Genomic DNA, 20,074 nt, shown 5'->3' with positions numbered 1-20,074 from the left:
GGGGGCTACTCGACATCGCAGGGCGCGGTCTCGGATCCAGCCGCTTCGATAGAGCTCGTGGCAGTGCCCTCGCTCTTCTTGCCCGCCTCGATGGGGGCGTAGCGTCGCCGTTGCAGCTCATCGCGTTCACTGGCCGGGACCGTCATCGACTCGGCCAGCACGGCCGCGAGCGCGTCCACTTGAGCGTTGTCGATGTCGGTGTGGAAGAGCCACGGGATGTTCTCGTCGCGTGTGATGAGGTCGATCGCCAAGCGCGCGCTGCCGTCCTGTGTGGTCGTCGCCCGGACGTATCGCACGTGGCCGATCGGGATGTCGTGCCGGATCTCGGCCTGCTCGAGGAAGGCGTTCGACTTGGCCGTGATGATGCGGCGATCCGTGACGGCGACCAGGGTCTTTGCCGCAGCTTTGTCCCTCGCTGCCGCCAACTTCTCCTTCGCTCCGCCGAGGATCGCAGAAAGGGGACCGAGGGCGTCGAGCTGGTCGGGGAAGCCGAGGACACGGAGGGTCTCACCGTCCTCGAGGAACCATCGCAGGATGCGAAGGTACGGCTTGGGATCCAGCGATTCGGGTGCGCAGACGACGTCCGGGGCCTTGAGCGGAGGGGCCGGCGGATGGAGAGCGTCCGCAAGAGGCCCGATCGCCTTCAGCAGCCGGGCGGAGGTTTCGCGGGCTGCCTTCACGTCCTTCCGCTTCCCCGGCATCGGCCATGCGTCGGGTCCGGGGAGTTCGGCGGTGATCCGCAGCTCCCGTGTCAGCGCGTCGACGAGACGCGTCGACTCGGCGAGTGTCGAGTCGAACTCCGCGCGGGTGTCGCGCGCGATGACCTCGGCGTACTGCGCCTCGGCGGCGTCTTCGCGTCCAGCGGCTCTCGCTCTTGCGGCGCGGAGCGCGTGATACCCGGTCCATGCCTTGAGGGAGGACAGGAGGGCATAGGCGTCGAAGGCGATCGCCTCGGCATTCGTCTGCAGATACTCACGGTGGCTGCGTGCGTCGGCCCGATCGATCTGCCTGATGTGGTCGCGGACGTTCCCTTCATAGAGCTCGAGCTGCTTCTGCAGCAGTGCTCCACTGCCCGCGACGTCCTCCCACAAGGACGTCGGAACCGATTCGATCTCTCGCGCCTGGTCGAGCGCGCGATCGATGGCGGCGACGAGCCCCGTCAGTTCGGCCCACTGATCCTTGCGGATGGTGGTGAGGACCTGACCGGTCACCGCGAGGTTGGTCCTGACGAGGCCCGAGACCTCATTCAGCATCATTTGCAGGCCGACCATGGCCAGCGCCGGCCCGATCGAGGCCGCGGTCTGCGCCTTGCTCACCGCATTCACGGAGTAGAGGCGGGCCTGACGCAGGATGCGGCCACGAACCATCACCGTTCCGAGGTTCCCGCCGTCCTTGGCGGCGAGCGTCGCGCCGCTGTTCAGCAGGGCCTGTGACGTGGCGTCGATCCTGTAGAGCCCCTGCACGCCGGCGAACGCGTTTCCGAGATTGCCGACCACGGTCGCCGCGTTCCCGAGCGAGGCGAGGATCGCTGAGATCTGCTTGCGATCGACAGCCGGCACGATCCCGAAGTCGATCAGGTCGGGCTTCAGTTCCGACGGAACCTCACCGACGACGACAGCCACCCCCGGGAGCACCTCCACCAGGGCCGTCGACCCTGTCGTCGAGTCGAGGTCCGAGTCGGACGCCGACTCGTCCACAACAGACGAGTCGGCGGTCTCGCTCCGGCCGTTCTCCTCAGGCTCTGCGATCTCCATCGAGTTCGAAGGGTCCTGCATGCGATCTCCTCCCCCGCGGGCGCGTGCAACGGCCGGACCTCTTCGGCGTTGACTGGCGAAGTCTATGGCTCAGCGCCTGCGGTTCAGCCCGAATCCGCCGGACTGCTCCGGCACGTGCCGGGGTCGGCTGAGCTCTCCAGGGGCTCTGCTCCGGACGAGTGGGTCAGCGCAGTCCGGCGAAGAGATCGTTCTCGGGTACGGCGGCGCCGGTGGCGTCCTGGACACGTACGAAGGTCTCCATGCCCATCAACTCGCCGAACTTCTCCTTGCCCATCCTGAGGAAGAAGATGTTCTCGCCCTGACTGGCGTGCGCGGCCAGCGCGTCGAACTTCTGGCCGCTGAACGCGGTGGTGTCCACCCACGTGGTGATCTCGTCGTCGGGGAGGCCGATCTCGGCCATCGCAGCGGCCTCGGCAGGATCCGGCTCCGGCATGTCCGGATCGAACTCGCGCATGATCTCCCCGAACCGCTGCATCCCCGAGCGCGGCATCGTGGTCCAGTACACCTTCGGCGTCAGCCCGGTCATCTCCAGCGCCGCCATCGTGATGCGGTGGGCCTGGATGTGATCGGGATGGCCGTAGAAGCCGTTCTCGTCGTAGGTGACGACCACATCAGGCTGGTAGTGCCGCATGAGCTCCGCGAGCCGGGTCGCGCCTTCCTCCACCGGGGTCTGCCAGAAGGCTCCGGGAGCGTCATTGCTCGGCCAGCCCATCATCCCGGAGTCGGCATACTCCAGCATCTCCAGATCACTGATCTTCAGGACGCCGCAGCTCTCCTGGAGTTCCTGACGGCGCATCGAAGCGACGGCCGCCGGATCGTGCCCGGGGTCGCCCGGCTTGACCCCCTCCGGTCCGTCACCGCAACCGCCGTCGGTACAGGTCACGAGAACCGTGCGGATGCCTTCCGCCGCGTACCGCGCGAGGACCCCGCCTGTTCCGGTGGCCTCGTCGTCGGGGTGGGCGTGCACCGCCATGAGCGTCAACGGCCGGTCAATCATCAAGCAGTCCTCCTGCAGAAATACGTCTTGGTCCGAGTGCGCGGCGGGCCAACCGCGATCCCGCGGCCCGAGTCCTGTCGGCGCAGCCGACCTTGTGGTCTCCGAGGTCCCGCCCGTGCGGTGCCGGCCCCTCGGACAATGCAACAGCGCCGGCCGGACCCGCTGTTCCCGGCGCAGCGGCACCTCTTCGCGCCAGATCGGATCCGACGTCCATCCGGCACCAGGCGTGAGATCCCGATGCGAACCCTGAGACCCCGTATGCCCATATATCCACCGGTTCGCCGCAGGCAGGCAAGATCCCGAAACTACTGGTGAGCAACTGTGCAGCCACATCAACCTGCAACACCTTGCCGGAGGACCTGGTCAACGAGGCGATGCCAGTGACCCTGGAGCCAGTGTTCCACCTTGCGAGCCCACGGAGGCGCCCCTGCTTCCGCACCATTCAAGCGACCGTTCCCGACTGCATCTGCCGGACCCGGTGCACTGGGTCACCCCGCGTCATCTGACCGGTGACGACCGTGGGCTCACCGGACGGATCGGGGACACCTTGTCCGACCTCGGCTGACGCATGTGGCCCACCTCCCGTCGCCCCCTTCTCTGCGTAAGCCCGGACGGGCTGCTTGGGGCCGGGCCGGTGTCGTCGTGCTCTCCGACAGCCCCAGCCTGGTCGCCGCCCGCTTGCACAAGGCGGTCGCCAGGACCCACGACGGTCAGGCTCACGGGGGTGATGAGGCGGGATCGGTAGGCACGGCCCGAGACCGAGGCCGGTTCCCATACCGCCAGATCCCCGTCGTGGTCATGGTCGTGCCTGACGCTCCCCGCGTGCCGCGGGGATCCAGGCCCCGAGTTCGGCTCCCAAAACGGCCCCCATAACCACTCAGGGGCCCGACCCGCTCTCGCGGATCAGGCCCCTGACCTGGTGTTTCCTCTGTCGGGGTGGCGGGATTTGAACCCACGACCTCTTCGTCCCGAATGAGGTCCGGCTACGCCTTCCACCTGCGATCTTTCCAAAAAGACCAGGTCACGGCTTTGGTTTGACTTGGTGTGACAGCGACGCGGTGAGGCGGTCTCCCAAGATCTTCTCCCAGGATTCTCCCAACGTACGAGCAGCTTCAGCCGACGGATCTCCCCTGCCGACGACTCTCCACTCTTCTTCACCTTGCGGCGCATAGGGAGCAGATCTGCGGTGCAGATCGTTCCTTGAATGAGACCTCGCGTCTGTGGGGAGCACTGGCCCGTCGGTCGTCCAGTTCAGTGGGACCTGTGCGGGGGAGTTCCTGAGCGTAGTCCAGGCCGCCGGCGGGTTCGGCTGTTACACCGACCGTTGTCTGCCGAGCCTTTGACGGATCAGATCCGACGAGGCCAGCTACTAGGGGGAACAGGTACCACTTTCAGTACAGATTCCAAGATAAACTGCGAACATTGCGGACAAAATGGGTGATCAGATCGTAAGTAGATTACCTCTGGGTATTGCCTCCCAGTGCACCCGAATCCACTATTCTGCTCAGTGGTAGACGCAGCCACACAACATTACTTTGTACCCAAGTGAAGACATTAGAAGCCGGAGTGGAGTATGGATCGCATTACCGAAGGGCTGGTTAAGCAGTTTCAGCAGGAGAGGGGACTCAAGAATCTAACGCAGTCCGAGGCATTCGAGGATTTTGCAGGGTTCTGCGTGATCAGCAGTTACTTTGAAGACGAGTTCGATCCGGAAGAATTCCGCATGGGTGCTGGAGGTGATCTCGGGGTAGACGTCGCTGCGATCATTATCAATGGTGACCTTCTTTTGGATGCCGCCGATGTCAGGGCTGCTGTAGCCCAGGCGAGAACGCTCGACGTTAGATTTATCATTTCCCAAGCGAAAACGAGTCCGCGGTTCGAGGCGAAGGTATTCACTGACCTAGCGGATAATCTGGTGGATCTTTTTACGTCTGACACTCTCAACTATCCTACTTCTCCGGAAATCCGCAATTTGCGAGAATGTATCGACGTGATTTATGCAGATCTCGGTAAGCTGTCACGCGCGTTGCCTGCTCTGTCGATTCGTTACGCATCGACGGGTGTAGTGGGCGATAGCATGCTAGAAGCGAAGCGAAAGGCGGCAGTCAAGCGTCTGGATCAGACTAACTATTTCGGCGAGATTAGTTCGGAACCACTGGGCGCCCGAGAGCTACGTGACCTGTATCAGCGCGCCACTTCAGCAGTGTCCGCAGAGTTCACAATGCCTAAGCGTATTACTCTTCCTCGAATGCCACTCGTGGAGCAGGCGTTCCTGGGTATTCTCTCGGCATCGGACCTAGTGAGGGTTATCACTGACCCGGGTGGCGGAATCCGGAAGACGCTTTTTTTCGAGAACGTGAGAGACTTCCAAGACTACAATCCTGTGAACTTGGAGATCCAGCAGACAGTTAAAGATGTCGACAATAGGGATCGTTTTGCTGTCCTCAATAACGGGATCACTATTGTGGCGCGCGAATTGACGCTGGCTGGAGACGATATCCGTATCCGAGATTTTCAGATCGTGAACGGCTGTCAAACGTGTCATGTCCTCTTTGATGAAAAGGCCAACCTTACCGAAGGGATCCACGTAAACGTACGTCTCATTCAAACGCGTGAAGAGAATGTGATCACTGGGATCACGACAGCCACCAATAGACAGACAGCCGTTACGGATGAGGACCTGCAGGCGCGAGACGCGTTCCACAAGGAGCTTGAAGGGATCTTTCAATCATTCCCAGAAAGCGAGCGCCTATATTACGAGAGGCGCTCTCGTCAGTACAGCTCTCAGCAGTCCATCGAGAAGACCCGGATCGTAACTAGGTCTCTTCTCACAAGGACATTCGCCTCCATGTTTCTGCATGAGCCTTCACGCGCGGGTAGGTACTATAAAGAACTCAAGGAAGCCCGCGAAGAAGACCTGTTTCGCCCAGATCAGAGTGCTCTCGCCTACTATGCGAGTGCAGCTACCGCCTGGCGAATCGAGTGGCTTTTCCGAAATAAGAGGATCGATCGAAAATACACGCCCGCCAAATACCAGCTTCTGATGGCCGTCAAAATCTACCTGCTGGGAACAGGTGATTTGCCAAAGGGGAACAGGCTTGCTAGCCGGGAATGTCAGAAGATTCTTGATGTTATCTGGGATCCAATCGCAGCAGAGGGGCTGATTCAGAAGCTCCTCCCTGCCGTGGATGTTGCAGCCGCGCAGGAGGATGCGAGCGGAGTAATCACTCGTGACACGGTCCGAACTCAACGTTTCGCCGAAAACCTACGTCGCGAGGTTCAGGGTCTAGGCGGTGCCAAACGAGAATAGGTAGTTTCGGGTATGGCTGGGGCTCAGATGCTCGATCTCGCAGGCTGATAGGTTCGTCCTAGAGACGAGGTAGGGGCGGCTGGACTGCCCGTAGCGGTTCTGATAAGTCACCGCTACGGGTAGACCTCGCGAAAGCGACTTCCTGCCGCCCAGCCATTGGCCTTAGTGCTATAGCACGTCTTGTTCGCGACCGGGCCAGGAAAGTTCGATCCCCACGCGCTTACACAAGCCAATCCACCTGGCCTCTGCCGGTTCGTGCTCAACCCACAGCAGGGCACGTACTTCCGAGGCGCGATCCCGGAGTCGGTCGTGATAGTCGAGGAGCTGTCCGATGCCGGCCCGAAGCTGACGTGTCTCGTTCGCCCGTGTAAGGGACTTCACCTCGCAGACTGTAAGAGTTCCACTCTCGTCGCGCCAGCCGAGATCGAAGTCAGGATCTGCGGCGGCAGGCGAGAAGACTTCAAGGCCGCGTGCGTGAGCAGTTGATGCCAACTCGTTCTGAAGCCTGCGATGAGCTCGAAGGTTGCGCCCGGAAAGGTCTGGATCCGGAGGGCTGGGCTGTCCCGATGCAGGTTCCACCTCCTCATCAACTACCCGATAGCTGTTGCCCACAGGAACGTTGGGGGGCTGGGATGTCGCTCCGACAGGTGCCAGATGGAAGCGGATGACTTGGCGCATTGGACCGCCACCCGTCTCTGGAGCACGGTCATAGGAGAACGGCTGCACCGGGTCAACCGCGAACTCTCCGACGTAGCGGATGATCCCGCGGGAACCCTCGAAGAGACGCAGCGATAGGTCGTGCTGCATGTGATCACGAATCGCAGCGTTGCCCGTACTGGCGAAGCTCTGATCGCCGACCTGTCCGTCGCCGGTGTAGTGGAATGTGCCGTCCTCTGCCCATTCGTCGTAGTAGCCGTGTTGGTGGCCGGTTCGTGGGTCGGTGAACACAAGCACGTTCGGAGACTTCGCGCACTTGCTGATGCCCCCTTGTCGGCTCCCGCCGTATCGGTCGTGAAGCTCTTTGCGTCGAATCGTGTCGCCAGGGCGGAGGTGCCACTCCGATTCCCTGTCAGTGGTGAATCCGTGGAAGGCTTCGTTGAACGCCTGCCACTGTTCCTCGTTGAGGCGATGGGGGTTGCCCGCAAAGAGCGTTCGTAGCGTGTTCGTGTCCCCGAAACGTGGATCCGAAGTGAACTGCGAACGTGGGACTGGCTGCTGAAGCCACTCATCGATCCTGAGCGGGGCATACCAGCGGGTCCCTGGATCCTGGCGCCAGTACTCTGATGCCGACGGCGACTCTTGTGCAGGAGCACCTGTCAGACGACCGCGCCCGACGAGACCACCGTGAGGGCCTGTGAGCCACATGGCGATGTTGTCGCCTTCCGCCATCTCGCTTCTGTAGCGCACGACGCTCCAAGACCGCAGCTCATGACCATCTTTGAGAAACGACTCCAAGTCGAACACTTCTGAGTTGCAGGTAAGAAGCCAAGCGTTCATGGGCCCTCCATCGGAGTGGTCGTGAGCGCCCTGGAGACTACGCCAAGGCTCTGACAGAGAGCGCAGGTGACAAAGGGCTGCCGAGTGTAGACGCTCCGCGCGCGAACGCGCGTCCGCTCGACTACGGTGGTCAAGGTCCCACCGACGCGCGGGTCCCTCGGGAGGGCCCTGCACCGCGATATGGCGGAAATGTGTGACGAGTTACCGTCCCCGAGACCTGCCCCTGCCGCAGTGACTGACGTTGGCAAGCTGCGCGTGATTCGCGGCCAGCAAACCGAAGCGTCACTGTCCGCGATCACGCGAGTCCGATTAGTGCCAACTGGACAGCTAAAAGCTGTGGTTGTCGAGCACCTCGTGGAGCCAGGCCGGTGCGTACGGACTCTTGGCGAACTTACCGGCACATGGGGTGGGGCAGGCGTACAGGCCCGGACTTGGGCCGGAGAGGGTTTCGATGATGAAGACGAGGATGAGTTCGTCCGGCTCTTGGCCGCAGACGATGCACTTCGCGGTCATCGGCCAGCGGGTCATGAGCATGGTTCGGCCCAGCCGGGGGCCGCGCGGTAGGCGGTGAGCCTGGTTTTCGGGTGCATTGTGAGGGTCTCGCCGGTGGTGAACGCGAGTCGCTTCGCTCCGCCGGAGAGGTTGAGGACGTTACGCACCTTCATGCGGTGACCGCCCACGTCGATCTCGTCGCTGATCCGGACTGTTCCGCGGGTGACTTCGAGGGCGAACCGTCGCTTCGTGCGTGGCATTGCTGTCTTCCTGGGGGTGGGGCAAGCCGCCGGGCGGTGAGGGGTGGCAAGGGCAGTCGCACGGCTCGTAGGAGACGGGGATGCCGGCGGGTGCCGGTTGCGGGTGGCCGTGGCGACATTGGGTGTGCAGGCCGAGGCGGTATGGCGGGGAGCAGTAGCTCACGAACGCTCCCCCGTCGGGGCGTTGTCTCCGGACCTCGGCGATTCGCTGTCGGCTGAGATGACGGCGACGAGCGCCGCTCGTAGCGCGTCGGGTTCCGTCAGCGCTCCTACGTCGTCCACGCTGACGTGCCACCGGCACCGCAAGGTGGCGTCAGGGCCGGGGACTCCGACCCATGAGTCCGTGCTGAGTACCTCGATCCCGGGGAGGTTCCATTCCGTGCCGGCCCTCGGCGGGATCAGCCAATACAGCTTCTCCGCGGATACGTCTTCGATGACCGCGCCCGTGAATTCCCCGAGTTCGTCGAGGAGTTGGCGGCCGAGAGTTCCCGGCACCACGACCGCGTTCCAGAAGACGCCGGCGGGTACGGCTTCGATGGTGCTGCCGATCGGCAGCCAGTTCATGTAGCGCGTGCGGTTGCTGATGCCCGCACATTCGATGGGCCCTGCGTCCACGTCGGTGACCTCACGCTTTCGGTTTCTTGAGCGTGGCCCAGACGTGCGCACGGCCATCAACCCGCTCGAAGCCGAAGTGGTCGGCGGTACGGAGCGCGGTGAGCAGCGCGGTGTGTGCGGTCTCGCTCAGGGGTTCGGATATGGCGACCTCGATACGGATCAGCTCTGCTTCGTCCGTGGTGAGCGCCTGGTGTCCGGTGGTTTTCGAGAGCAGGGCAGCGAGGCGCGCAGCTCGCACAGCAGGGGACCGCACGAATCTCGTTCGTGAGGGCGTGATCACATAACGTGGTTCTAATGCATCAGACTGCATCTGATGCATTAACTTGTCAACGCAGTCCAAGAACCTCGTCAACACCCGTCCGGGACCACTCACGGAGAAGCGGCAATATGGGTTACGAGCAGCAGCCGCCGTATGTGCGGGTCGCAGATGCGCTCAGGTGGCGGATCCAGGCCGGTGAGTGGCAGGTCGGCGAACGGCTGCCGTCCCGCGCCAAGCTCGCCGAGGAGTACGGCGTCGGCGCGAACGTGACGCAGCGAGCCCAAGAGCGGCTGATCATCGAAGGGCTTCTTGAAGGCCGCGCGGGCTCGGGGACGTTCGTACGGCAGCCCCGGAAGCGGGGCCGCATGGTGCGCTCCCGTCATCGCGAGACGCGAGGCGGCAGCCCTTTCCGCGCCGACATGGATGAACTCGGTAAGCGGGGCACCTGGGATTGCCACAGTGAGGCGCGCGTACCCGCGCCGGAGGACATCGCGCAACGCCTGGGCATCGCCGCGGGCGACCCCTGCGTACGTACGAGCTACGAGTTCCTGGCGGACGGCCAACCCGCGCAGTTGTCTACGTCGTGGGAGCCGATGGCCATCACGGACGGGACGCCGATCCTGTTGCCGGAGATGGGACCGATGGCGGGCAGCGGGGTCGTAGAGCGGATGCGCTCGATCGACGTCGACATTGAACGGGCGATCGAGATCCCGCGGCCCGGCCGGGCAACACGGGAGCAGGCCGGCCTTCTCGGCATCGCGCCGGGTGAGCTGGTCCTCTGCATCGAGCGGACGTACATCGACACGAGCGGCCGTCCCGTGGAGGCGGCCGACATCGTCGTGCCCGACTCCCGCTGGGAAGTCGCCTACGAGGTCCCGGTCGCCCCGAAGCAGTGACGGCCGACGGCGGTCACTGAGCGACTTCGGTGAGCAGCTCGGTGATGGCTCCGCGTACGTCCGGCGAGCTGCGGTCGCTGGAGGGCAGATGTGATGGCCATTCCGCCGTGTCGCCGACCCAAATCGTGCTGAGGCCGGCCTCCAGTGCTCCGACGATGTCGGTCTCGGGGTTGTCGCCGATGAACCAGACGTCGCGTGACGGCGTCGAGCCGCAGCGAGCAGCGGCCACTTCGAAGGCGACCCGTTCGGGTTTCCTGACGCCGATCTCCTCGGAGATCGTGACCGCGTCCACCCTGCGGGCGAGCCCTGTTCGTTCGATCTTCGCTTGCTGAATGTCGACGGCGCCGTTGGTCAGAATGCCGAGCGTCCACCCGGCGGCTCGCAGTTGTTCCAGCCCGGTGAGCGCCCCCGGGTGCGTGCCGCGAGGGTCGCGATGGTGTCGACGTACTCGGCCCACAGTTGAGCGGCCGGCGCGTCCAGCGCCAGTTCGTGCCGCAACTGCTCGAAGCTCTGGCGAGTGGCGCGGGCTCGCAGTTTGCCCGCGAGGTGACGTTCGGTCCCGGGGGCCAGGCCGTGAGCGCGGGCGAAGGCGGAGGCCCAGCCCCTCACGGCCTGGTCCCGGTCGATGAGCGTGTTGTCGAGGTCGAAGAGAGCCGTGGGCACGCCGCGCTCCTGCGGCTGCGCGGGATCGACCCGGGGGGAGCGCTGCTCAGCATTGCTCCCGGCTTCGGAACGGCCGTCCGCGTGGAGATGCCGCAGAGCTTCTGACAGCTCTGGCGGGCTGTCCTTGTCCGGCTCCCAACGGCTCATCACGGCCGCCGCGGCTTCGACCAGCTCGGGTGGGAGCCCAGCGGACGACAGGGCATCCGCTGCCTCCAGCATCTCCGGCCCCCAGCGCCAGGAGCGCGCCGCGGTCTTGGGGATGTAGGAGGTCTCCTCCAGATAGTTCGTCGTACGCAGGCCGGCGATGTCGAGGAGTTCGTCCTCGACCTGGTGGTCCTGGGCGAGCGCGTACGCCACCGCCGCCAGTACGCGGCTGGTCTTCTGATAGCTGCTGTAGGCCAACTTCAGCGCGGACGCCTGCCCCACACCGCCCGCCAACGGCCGGACGTCGACAGCCGTTCCGGCGAAGAGCGCGGCGAGTTGCCGTACGGATTCGTCGCTCCCGGAGGCGTACAGCCGGGGCGTCTTCGCGCGTGACGGTGGCGAGCCCACCACCGCCCCATCCACGAAACCGGACCCACCGAAGTGGGCTTCGTGGATGCCGGCGACGGCGTCGGGGGCGATGGCGTTGCACTCCACGTAGGTGCCGACGAAGTCCTCGGCGGCAACCTGCGCGGCAAGCTCCTGGGCGTGGGCCGGGGGACACAGGCTGATGATCAGCGCACTCCGGTCGCACAGCTCCCGCAGCGTTCGTACGGACGTGAGCCCTGCGGCTTCCGCGCGTTGTCGCGTCGCCGAACTGCGGCCGGCAGCGCACCACAGCACCTCGGCGCCGTCGCGCGCGGCTTGTGCGGCGATGGCCGCCCCCATGCTGCCCGGGTGGAGGACTCCGACGTTGGTGGGGCCGTTCACCCGAGTACCTGTCTCACGTCGTACGTCGCTTCGACGGTGTCCGAGACGGCCTGCGCATCGATGGCCTTCGCGCTCGCGTCGGGCTCCACCCGGTCCGTTTCGAGGAGGAGGGACCAGCGGAGATCCGCGTGGGCGAGCAGGTCTCGCCGTGTCTCGTCCCAGACGGCGAGACGCGTCTCCACATCCTTGCTCCCGCGCGAGGTGCAGCGCTCGCGGGTGACCTCACGTGGGCACCACAGGAGTACGCGGAGCCACCGGGCCGGGTACGCCTCGACCGCGCTGACCCCCTCGGCCTGTCCCATGTGAACGACCGGGATTCGGCCCGCTTCGAAGAGCGCGGTGAGGCCATCACGATCGATGGCGTATTCCGCGTGGTCGTTCGAGCGGCTGGAGGCCGCGCCGATCCGCGAGGCGGTCGGTTGCGGCCAGGCCCGGTCGCGGGAGCTGCGCGAGGCGTTGAAGGCGGAGCGTCGGGAGCAGGGGCCGACGGCTGTGGCGGCGTGAGTGAGGCGACGGCGTTCAGTTCGCCGGAACTGTGCAAACTCTTGTGCAAACCATTGGGCTCTGCAGGCCCCATCATTCTCACCATCTACCTGTGCGGGGCCCGGCCGCTTGCTTGGCGGCTACGGGCCGGGCCCCGCGCTCCCTCCGCATCAGGAAGGAACTTTCAGTGAATCACGACGACGAGAACGAACTGTTCTCCCGACTGGAGTCGGAGATGGCCGACGACGGACCGGCGGCCGAGGTGCTTGACCTGTCCAAGGAACGGTCGTCCCGCACCACCCCGACCGAGTCGGGCGACGGCGGTGCCGCCCCGGGGCCGACCGAGGCGGCTGAGGGGTCGGGCGACCCGTCGGCGCTGCGGTTGGTCGACCGGGTCGGGAAGGAGTCGGGCGCGGGTTTCCTCGACCGCGTCCGGGGCGCAAAGCGCCGACCGGTGTTGCCGGGGTGGGCGGTCTCGAAGCCGGAGCTCGTGGCGGCGGCCGGGTGGACGGCTGGCCATCTGTGGCACTCCACGGCGTATCACGGGGTGCGCGCTCCCTGGTACGCGCTGCGGCTGACCACGCAGGCCCCGCGCGGGGCCGCGCGGTTCGTCGGTGGTTCGCTGCGGTGGATGACGGACCGCGAGGGTGAGCCGCTGCGGGCGGCTGCCGCGCGCCGGGAGGACGCGGGGGAGTACCTGAAGCTCTCCCGTCAGCGTGACCACCGCGTGCGCTGGCGGACCGTCGTCTCCCTCGTCGCGGCGATCGTCGGTTTCTCCACGGCGCTGGCGATGTACGTGCTGGCCCCGGGCTGGTTGCTGGCGCTGTCCGGGGCTTCGGTCGCGGTGGCGCTGGGGTGGCTCGGGCAGCCGGCCGACGCGCCGGTCATCCACCGGGCGGTGGAGCTGGGCAAGGCGCCGAAGCTCACCAGTGATGTCGTCCTCCGTGCTCTGGGCGCGCTCGGTATCCCCGCGATCAATCAGGCGCAGGCCAAGGGTGGGGACGGGTTCACCTTCACCGCGCCGATCGCCCGCGATGGTCGGGGCTGGCGCGCGGAGGGCGATCTCCCGTACGGCGTGACCGTGACGGACGTGATCGACCGTCGGGACAAGCTGGCGTCCGGGCTGCGCCGTCCGCTGGGGTGTGTGTGGCCCGAGGCGGTCGGGGAGGAGCACACCGGCCGGCTGGTGCTGTGGGTCGGGGACGAGGACATGTCCAAAGCCCGTCAGCCCGCGTGGCCGCTGCTCAAGTCGGGGAGCGTCGACCTGTTCCGGCCGGTCGCGTTCGGCACCGACCCGCGTGGGCGGTGGGTGGAGATCACGCTCATGTACATCGCGGCGGTCATCGGCGCGATCCCGCGCATGGGCAAGACGTTCCTGTTGCGCCTCCTGCTGTTGATCGCCGCGTTGGACCCGCGTGCGGAGCTGCACACGTACGACCTGAAGGGCACCGGCGACCTGGACCCGGTCGGCGACCGCGTCTCGCACCGGCACCGTGCCGGTGACGAGGAGGAGGACATCGAATACGCGCTGCACGATCTGCGGGAGCTGCGTACCGAGCTGCGCAGGCGTACGAAGGTGATCCGCTTGCTGCCCCGGGACGTGTGCCCGGAGTCCAAGGTCACCTCCGAACTGGCCTCGAAGAAGTCGCTGGGGCTCCACCCGATCGTGGTCGGGGTGGACGAGTGCCAGGTGTGGTTCGAGCACGAGCGGCACGGCAAGGAGTTCGAGGAGATCTGCACCGACCTGGTCAAGCGCGGTCCGGCGACCGGCATCGTGCTGGCACTGGCCACCCAGCGGCCGGACGCCAAGGCGTTGCCGACCGGGATCTCCGCGAACGCCTCGGCGCGCTTCTGCCTGAAGGTCATGGGCCAGTTGGAGAACGACATGGTCCTGGGCACCTCCGCCTACAAGCGCGGGGTGCGGGCCACGATGTTCTCGTGGGCGGACAAGGGCATCCACTACTTCGTGGGTGAGGGCGCCGACGCCAGGATCGTCCAGGCTGTGTTCGCCGACGCGGTCGCCGCGGACACGATCGCGCTGCGCGCCCGGAAGCTGCGCGAGAGCGCCGGCCTGCTGTCCGGGCACGCGCTGGGGGAGGAGCCGCAGGCTGATCCGGCAGCCTCCTTCGACCTGCTCGCCGACATCCTCGCCGTACTGCCGGCCGAGGAGCCCAAGGCGTGGAACGAGACCGTCGTTTCCCGCCTCGCCGAGCTGCGGCCCGAGGTCTACGGCGAGTGGAGCGGCGAGCAGTTGACTGCCGCGCTCAAGCCCTACGGCGTCCGGACCGGACAGGTCTGGAGCCAGACCGAGAGCGGCAAGGGCGCCAACCGGCGCGGCATCAAGCGCGCCGACATCCTCAGTGCCGTCGCGGAGCGTGACGGAAACAGCGACGCTGCCTGACGGCCGTACGCCGCTAGACCTAGCGGGGAGCCCTGCTAGGTCTAGCGGCGCCACTAGCGCCCCACTAGTCCCCTGATCAGGCCGCTAGTCCCTAGCGGCTCTGGTTTCGCATGCCCTGAAACCCGCCCCGGGAGGGCTCGATGACCCCTGTAGTGGCCGCTATACCCGGCCTCCTCTTCCTCACCTTGTGTTACGCCGTGCTGTGCGCGGTCTCGCCGTTCGGCAACTGCCGCAAGTGCCGCGGCTTCGGGTTCCAGCTCACGACCGACCGGCGCGGCCGGCTCAAGCGCGGCAAGCACTGCCGCCGCTGCGACGGTCACGGCAAACGCATCCGCACCGGCCGCTGGCTCTACAACCGCGCTGCCCGGCTCCGCCAGAACGGCACTAGCTGACCGGAAGGACGACACCCATGTCCGTGACCGTCTCCGCCGTACTCATCCTCGGCATCGCCGTCGCCGCCGCCCTCAAGTTCCGCTCCCTGACGGTCGGCGGCTTCCTCCTCGCGGCGCTCTTCGGCTTCTACCTCGCCTCCACCGACGCCGCCCCCTCCGTGAACCAGTTCGTCACCGCGATCGTCAACGCCGCCGCCGGCATCGGCAGGTAGCCGAGAGGAGCACCCCTGTGAATCAGCACCCCAATCTCCCGGACCGATGCCGCGCCGTTGACGTGCCCGGCATCGAGGTCCACCGCCCCATCCCGGTGGAGTCCAGCCCGCCGCCCGCGCCGCTCGCGGTACCGCTCCCGCCTCACGCCGGAACCCCGGCGGTCCAGAGCGTGCAGCTCCCGGACGGCCGCATCGTGACCGGTTACGCGCTTGCCACCCCGCAGGAGCCCACCCGCGCCGCCCCGGCCGTGAACCGTACGGCCATCAACCTGGCGTTGGGCGGCATCGGCTTCGCGGCGGTGTGCGGCGGCCTGGTCCTGCTGACCGGCTTCATCGCGGCGCTCGCCGCGTTCGTCCACCAGCTCATCATCCTCGCGGCCGTCATCTTCGGCGGCTGGGTCGCCGTGCAGGGCCTCGGCAGCGGGAGCGGCCGGACCACGGTCAACATCCGCAAGGCCGTCATCAAGCGCAACCACTTCCACGGCTGATCGCGGACGGCCCACATGTGTGACGACCACCGCGACGAGTTCGCGAACTCCGGTTATGACGGCGGCGAACTGTGCGGCGATCGCCTCGGCGAGATCTGCGCCGAGTGCGGCGGCTGCGACTGCCCGGACCACGCGTGCCCCGGCTGGGCCGCCCACTGCACCGGCACCGACTGAGAGATACGCGCGACAGCACACAGCACGATTCCCGGTTCAACCCGGAGGCGGCGCACTCCCAACCACGGACAGCCGCCGCCTCCGGCCTCCCATCCGCCCATCAGACAGATCAGGAGGGCACCAGCATGACAGCTCTGCCCACCGGAGCGCAGTACGACAACGTACGTCCCCTCTCCAGCTCCATCGACCGTACGCAGCCCGCCGACCTGGAGGCCGAACAGGCCGCCCTTGGCGCCATGATGCTCACCGCCGAGGCCATCGCCGAGGTGACCGCGACGTTGCGTCCGGAGGACTACTACCGCCCCGCCCACGAGACCGTCCACCGTGCGGTTCTGACCCTGCGCGAGAAGGGCAGCCCGGTCGATCCCATCACTCTCACCCACCACCTCGACCGGCTCGGCGAGCTGGGCCGCGTCGGCGGGCCCGGCTACATCCAAAGCCTCGTCCAGGCGGTGCCCACCGCCGCGAACGGCGGCTACTACGCGGAGATCGTTCACGAGCTGGCCGAGCGCCGCCGCCTGATCGAAGCGGGTACGCGGCTGGTTCAGGCAGCGTCCACGCCGGACGCCTCGGCGGCCGAGGTACGCGAGGCGCTCGCTCTCGGCGAGGAGAAGCTCCCCGAGACGTGGCACGAACCCATCCCGCTCAACTCCCGCCCCGCACTGCCCGCCTTCCCTCTCCACACGTTCCCCGGCTGGCTCGCGGACTTCTGCGCGGCGCTCGCCGAGGAGACGCAGACGCCGGCCGATCTGGCGGGTTCGATCGCGCTGAGCGTGCTGGCGACGGCCGCCGGCGGCCGGAGCGTCGTGCACGTACGCGGTCGTTGGCGGGAGCCGACGAACCTGTTCGTGGTCGTCGCGCTTCCGCCCGCGAACCGTAAAAGCGCGGTCTTCTCCGCGATGACCGGCCCGCTGTACGAGGCGGAGAAGAAGCTCATGGAAGAATCCGCCGGCCGCATCGTCGAGGCGGAGCTGACGGCGAAGATGGCGCGCGAGGCGGCGGACAAGGCGGCGAGCAAGGCTGCGAACGCCGAGGGGCCCGAGCACGACACCCTCGCCGCCGAGGCCATCGACCTCGCACAGATCGCCGCCTCCCTCACAGTCCCCGTCCGTCCCCGCCTCCTGGCGGACGACGCGACACCGGAGGTCGTCTCCTCCCTGCTGGCCGAGCAGAACGGCCGCCTGGCGGTGATGTCCGCCGAGGGCGGCATCTTCGACATCATCGCGGGCCGCTACTCCGGCACCCCGAACATGGAGGTCTTCCTCAAGGGCCACGCCGGCGACCGACTCCGTGTCGACCGCCGCAGCCGCGAGGAGTTCATCGAGTCGCCCGCGCTCACGATGGGCCTCGCCGTACAGCCGTCCGTTCTGGAGGACATCGGCAAGCACCGTGGCTTCGACGGCCGCGGCCTGCTCGCCCGTTTCCTGTACGCGCTGCCCGAATCCCTCGTCGGCTACCGCAAGATCAACCCCGACCCGGTCCCGGAATCCGTCGCCGCCCGCTACGAGCGCAGCGTCACCGCGCTCACTCTCTCCCTCGCGGAGTGGACGGACCCGGCGGTCCTCCAGCTCACGGCCGCGGCCAACGCCGTGCTCGTCGCGTACGAGGAGCGGATCGAACCGCACCTGCGGGTCAAGGGCGGCAAGCTTGGCCATGTCGGCAAGTGGGCGGGCAAGCTCGTCGGGACCGCGGCGCGTATCGCGGGCCTGCTGCACCTGGCCGCGCACCTGGAGGACGGCTACGCGAAGCCGGTCGACGGCGACACCATGAAGGCCGCCGTGGAGATCGCCGACTACTTCGCCGCGCACGCGCTGACGGTCTTCGACCAGATGGGTGCCGACGCCACCCAGGCGCGGGCGCACACGCTGCTGGAGGTGCTGGCCGCCAACGGCTGGGAGAGCGTCAGCCGCCGCGACCTGTTCGCCAAGCTGTCGCGCTCGGAGTTCCCCACGGTCGCCGACCTGGAACCGGCCGCAGCGCTCCTCGAAGAGCACGGCTACCTCCGCACCCACACCCCGCCCCGCAACGGCAAGCGTGGCCGCCCGCCGGCCCCGCGCTACCTCATCCACCCCCAGGTGCGGGAGGGCCGCGCATGACCACCCTCCCCACCCCGCGCAAACCGCAGAAACAACAGAAACCCCACCCCACCCACCCCGACCAGCACCGCAACACCCCCGCACCCCTGTCGGCCCCCACGCCGCACAAACACGCGGAACCGCCGCAGAAATACCCCGCCCCCACCGCCACCCACCGGGCCGACCCGACGGCCCCGTATTTCTGCGGAGCTTCCGCCGATTTCTGCGGCGCTCACCCCCGCCACCCCATCACCGCAGCTCAGCCCACAAGTCCCGGCATTTTTGCGGGTTCTGCGGCTTCTGCGGCGGGAGATACCGCCGATGGGGCACGGCGTCAGCCGGTCGCCGCACAGCAAGTCCTCACGAAGTCCGTCATGGAAAAGGCAGGAGCCCATGCCTCGCACGACGCCGTCGGTACTGCCGCAGCTCTTCCGGCCGGAGGAAGTGGCGACCGCCTTCGGTGTATCCGAATGGTGGGTCAAGGAACAGGCCCTGCGTCGTCGCATCCCCTTCACGCGGGTAGGGAACGCCTACCGGTTCACCGCGGAGCACCACGCGGAGATCGTCCGCCTCTTCGAGCAGCGGCCCGAGCGACAGCCGGACGAGGTACCGGAGGGGACTCCGATCCGCCGATCTCCCGCCTCGCTTCCCGCCGCCGCCACGCGTCTTCGCGCACGTCCTCCCCGCCGGAGCCTGCGCGCCGCGTAGCTGCCCAGCTTGCTGCCTTTGAGGAAGGAACGATTCTTGGGCTTCGCAGAGAAGCGCGGAAGCTACTGGCGCGGTCGATACAAGATCGAGCTGGGCAAGTACGGCACGGTGTCCGACGAGGCCGGCGTCACCATCAGGTTCACCACCAAACGCCTGGCGAAACAGGCCGCCGACGAGGCGGAGAGCACAGTACGGCAGGGCACTTGGAGAGACCTGTCGTTGGGACGGATGACTTTCGGCGAGTACGCGAGCCGTTGGTACGCCGCTCAAGATCTCGCCGCGTCGACCATGCAGAACTACCGCAGGCACATCGAGGAGCATCTGCTCCCCACCTTCGAGACGACCGCGGTCGCCGACATCCGCCGTGACGACATCAACGCTTGGGAGAGGAGAGAGAAGGAGCATTACGCGATCTCCAGCGTCAAGACGTGGCGGAGCACGCTGCACCTCATCTTCGAGGACGCCATAGACGAGGGCCTGATCACCACGAACCCCGCTGCGAAGCGGCGGGGCAGAGGGAAGCGAGCGGGACGCTCAGCAAACCGCGGCCCGGAAAAGGTCGTGACCGATCCGCTGGGGGTTCTCCTCATCGCTGAGCGCGCCGCGCTGCTGTCCGGCCGTGACGACGAGTTCGTGGCCAGCGTGCTCAAGGGCTACACAGGGATTCGCTGGGGCGAAATTGTGGGCCTTGAGACGAAGTTCGTCCGGCCGACCACCTTTCGGATCGAGTGGCAGCTCTACGAACTGGACTCGGGCGAGTTCGTTCGCTGCCCACCCAAGGACGACAGCTACCGCACCGTCGACTCAACTCCGTGGCTGTCCGGACTGGTGAAGGACCACGTGGCCCGCACCCAGCCGGAGCCGTGTCCCTGCCACGGAAGGACATACGTGTTCCACGGCCACGGTGACGCTCGGGCCGTGCAGCAGGGCGCGAGCCTGAAGGACGTCGCGCGTCGCGCGGACGTATCGACCGGCACCGTGTCCAACGTCCTCAACCGACCGCACCTGGTGCGGGAGGAGACACGGGTACGAGTCGAAGCGGCGGCTGCGGAACTCGGCTACGCGCGGGCAACGCCCCAGTCCCAGGCCGCTCCGCACTGGAGACGGAACGGGTTCTCAACCTGGCTCTTCGGGCCGGCGGTCTCCGGCTGGTACCCGAAGAAAGCACCGCAGGAAGCGCGCCCGGTGCCGGTGCTGTCCGAACCGTGGCCGGGAATCCCTGTGCGCGGCAGGAACTCGCAGGGGCGCGCAGAGGCGTGCTGGGCCCCGATCCAAGCGGGCCTCACCCCGCACGGACTGCGCCACTCGCACAAGACACACATGGACGAGCTGAAGACGCCCAAGGTGCTCAAGGACGAGCGCATGGGGCACGTCGACGGCTCCGTCTCCGCGCGGTACTCACACGTGACCGCAGGAATGAGAGAGGAACTGATCGCTGGACTAACCGTGCTGTGGAACGAGTCAC

The 20,074-nt window shown here is 66.6% G+C and carries 21 protein-coding genes; 11 read left to right on the top strand and 10 right to left on the bottom strand.

Going from position 1 to position 20,074, the window contains the following annotated elements; genetic code table 11:
* Positions 1-5: 5 nt before the first annotated feature.
* Together A949_RS0104115 and A949_RS0104110 are read right to left on the bottom strand one after the other, a co-directional pair.
* On the bottom strand, positions 6-1,775 hold the full coding sequence (locus tag A949_RS0104115) for a hypothetical protein (protein ID WP_019354741.1): 1,770 nt from the start codon (positions 1,773-1,775) through the stop codon (positions 6-8).
* A 163-nt stretch (positions 1,776-1,938) separates the two neighbouring features.
* Positions 1,939-2,772 (bottom strand): PIG-L family deacetylase, encoded by an 834-nt coding sequence (locus A949_RS0104110; RefSeq protein WP_026004327.1) that lies wholly within the window; start codon positions 2,770-2,772, stop codon positions 1,939-1,941.
* Between the two features lie 1,573 nt (positions 2,773-4,345).
* Between A949_RS0104110 and A949_RS35860 the strand changes: the two genes are divergently transcribed.
* Positions 4,346-6,082: an AIPR family protein gene (locus A949_RS35860; protein ID WP_037705859.1), complete on the top strand. Its 1,737-nt coding sequence runs from the start codon at positions 4,346-4,348 to the stop codon at positions 6,080-6,082.
* A gap of 168 nt (positions 6,083-6,250) precedes the next feature.
* On the opposite strand, the gene A949_RS32415 is transcribed toward A949_RS35860, so the two are convergent.
* From A949_RS32415 to A949_RS32400, 5 genes are all read right to left on the bottom strand, one after another.
* Entirely contained in the window at positions 6,251-7,579 is a 1,329-nt protein-coding gene (locus tag A949_RS32415) for a hypothetical protein (protein ID WP_037705858.1), read from the bottom strand.
* Between the two features lie 327 nt (positions 7,580-7,906).
* Positions 7,907-8,107: a hypothetical protein gene (locus tag A949_RS32410; RefSeq protein WP_158687537.1), complete on the bottom strand. Its 201-nt coding sequence runs from the start codon at positions 8,105-8,107 to the stop codon at positions 7,907-7,909.
* Positions 8,104-8,331, bottom strand: coding sequence for a hypothetical protein (locus A949_RS0104100; RefSeq protein ID WP_019354738.1), 228 nt, complete (start codon positions 8,329-8,331; stop codon positions 8,104-8,106). The genes A949_RS32410 and A949_RS0104100 overlap by 4 nt, the downstream gene beginning before the upstream one ends.
* A gap of 159 nt (positions 8,332-8,490) precedes the next feature.
* Positions 8,491-8,946 (bottom strand): hypothetical protein, encoded by a 456-nt coding sequence (locus A949_RS35360; protein ID WP_019354737.1) that lies wholly within the window; start codon positions 8,944-8,946, stop codon positions 8,491-8,493.
* Positions 8,947-8,956: 10 nt separating this feature from the next.
* Positions 8,957-9,184 (bottom strand): hypothetical protein, encoded by a 228-nt coding sequence (locus A949_RS32400; protein ID WP_019354736.1) that lies wholly within the window; start codon positions 9,182-9,184, stop codon positions 8,957-8,959.
* Between the two features lie 149 nt (positions 9,185-9,333).
* Here A949_RS32400 and A949_RS0104085 point away from each other — a divergent pair, with 149 nt between their 5' ends.
* On the top strand, positions 9,334-10,101 hold the full coding sequence (locus tag A949_RS0104085; RefSeq protein ID WP_019354735.1) for a GntR family transcriptional regulator: 768 nt from the start codon (positions 9,334-9,336) through the stop codon (positions 10,099-10,101).
* Between the two features lie 13 nt (positions 10,102-10,114).
* Here the strand turns inward: A949_RS0104085 and A949_RS35855 are convergent, their stop codons facing one another.
* From A949_RS35855 to A949_RS32385, 3 genes are read right to left on the bottom strand one after another with little or no spacing between them, the layout of a single operon-like run.
* Complete coding sequence (locus tag A949_RS35855; protein ID WP_158687536.1) at positions 10,115-10,558, bottom strand: HAD family hydrolase; 444 nt, start codon at positions 10,556-10,558, stop codon at positions 10,115-10,117.
* Positions 10,453-11,676: a DUF1932 domain-containing protein gene (locus A949_RS36110; RefSeq protein ID WP_019354733.1), complete on the bottom strand. Its 1,224-nt coding sequence runs from the start codon at positions 11,674-11,676 to the stop codon at positions 10,453-10,455. The genes A949_RS35855 and A949_RS36110 overlap by 106 nt, the downstream gene beginning before the upstream one ends.
* Complete coding sequence (locus tag A949_RS32385; RefSeq protein ID WP_019354732.1) at positions 11,673-11,978, bottom strand: hypothetical protein; 306 nt, start codon at positions 11,976-11,978, stop codon at positions 11,673-11,675. The genes A949_RS36110 and A949_RS32385 overlap by 4 nt, the downstream gene beginning before the upstream one ends.
* A 55-nt stretch (positions 11,979-12,033) precedes the next feature.
* Here A949_RS32385 and A949_RS37940 point away from each other — a divergent pair, with 55 nt between their 5' ends.
* The 9 genes from A949_RS37940 to A949_RS0104025 all read left to right on the top strand — a co-directional run.
* Positions 12,034-12,180 carry a hypothetical protein gene (locus A949_RS37940; RefSeq protein WP_019354731.1) on the top strand — a complete coding sequence of 49 codons (147 nt, stop codon included), beginning with the start codon at positions 12,034-12,036 and terminating at the stop codon, positions 12,178-12,180.
* 166 nt (positions 12,181-12,346) lie between these two features.
* Positions 12,347-14,560 carry a hypothetical protein gene (locus tag A949_RS0104060; protein WP_019354730.1) on the top strand — a complete coding sequence of 738 codons (2,214 nt, stop codon included), beginning with the start codon at positions 12,347-12,349 and terminating at the stop codon, positions 14,558-14,560.
* A gap of 140 nt (positions 14,561-14,700) precedes the next feature.
* Positions 14,701-14,952 (top strand): hypothetical protein, encoded by a 252-nt coding sequence (locus tag A949_RS0104055; protein WP_026004325.1) that lies wholly within the window; start codon positions 14,701-14,703, stop codon positions 14,950-14,952.
* Positions 14,953-14,969: 17 nt separating this feature from the next.
* Positions 14,970-15,164 carry a hypothetical protein gene (locus A949_RS0104050; RefSeq protein WP_019354728.1) on the top strand — a complete coding sequence of 65 codons (195 nt, stop codon included), beginning with the start codon at positions 14,970-14,972 and terminating at the stop codon, positions 15,162-15,164.
* 17 nt (positions 15,165-15,181) lie between these two features.
* A complete protein-coding gene (locus A949_RS0104045; RefSeq protein WP_106428730.1) occupies positions 15,182-15,652 on the top strand; it encodes a hypothetical protein in 471 nt (156 codons plus the stop codon).
* A 15-nt stretch (positions 15,653-15,667) separates the two neighbouring features.
* The gene (locus A949_RS38445; protein WP_019354726.1) at positions 15,668-15,826 is read left to right on the top strand and encodes a hypothetical protein; all 159 of its coding nucleotides are present in this window, start codon (positions 15,668-15,670) and stop codon (positions 15,824-15,826) included.
* Positions 15,827-15,951: 125 nt separating this feature from the next.
* Positions 15,952-17,922: a DUF3987 domain-containing protein gene (locus tag A949_RS32380; RefSeq protein ID WP_019354725.1), complete on the top strand. Its 1,971-nt coding sequence runs from the start codon at positions 15,952-15,954 to the stop codon at positions 17,920-17,922.
* A gap of 372 nt (positions 17,923-18,294) precedes the next feature.
* Entirely contained in the window at positions 18,295-18,609 is a 315-nt protein-coding gene (locus A949_RS0104030) for a DNA-binding protein (protein ID WP_019354724.1), read from the top strand.
* Between the two features lie 36 nt (positions 18,610-18,645).
* Positions 18,646-20,074, top strand: a 1,429-nt coding sequence (locus A949_RS0104025) for a tyrosine-type recombinase/integrase (RefSeq protein WP_019354723.1), incomplete at its 3' end; no start/stop codon positions are given.

This window comes from Streptomyces sp. AA1529, from assembly GCF_000280905.1.
Lineage (GTDB): Bacteria > Actinomycetota > Actinomycetes > Streptomycetales > Streptomycetaceae > Streptomyces.
Note: the sequence above shows the minus strand (reverse complement) of the source record. Positions and strands in the feature narration are given on the sequence as shown.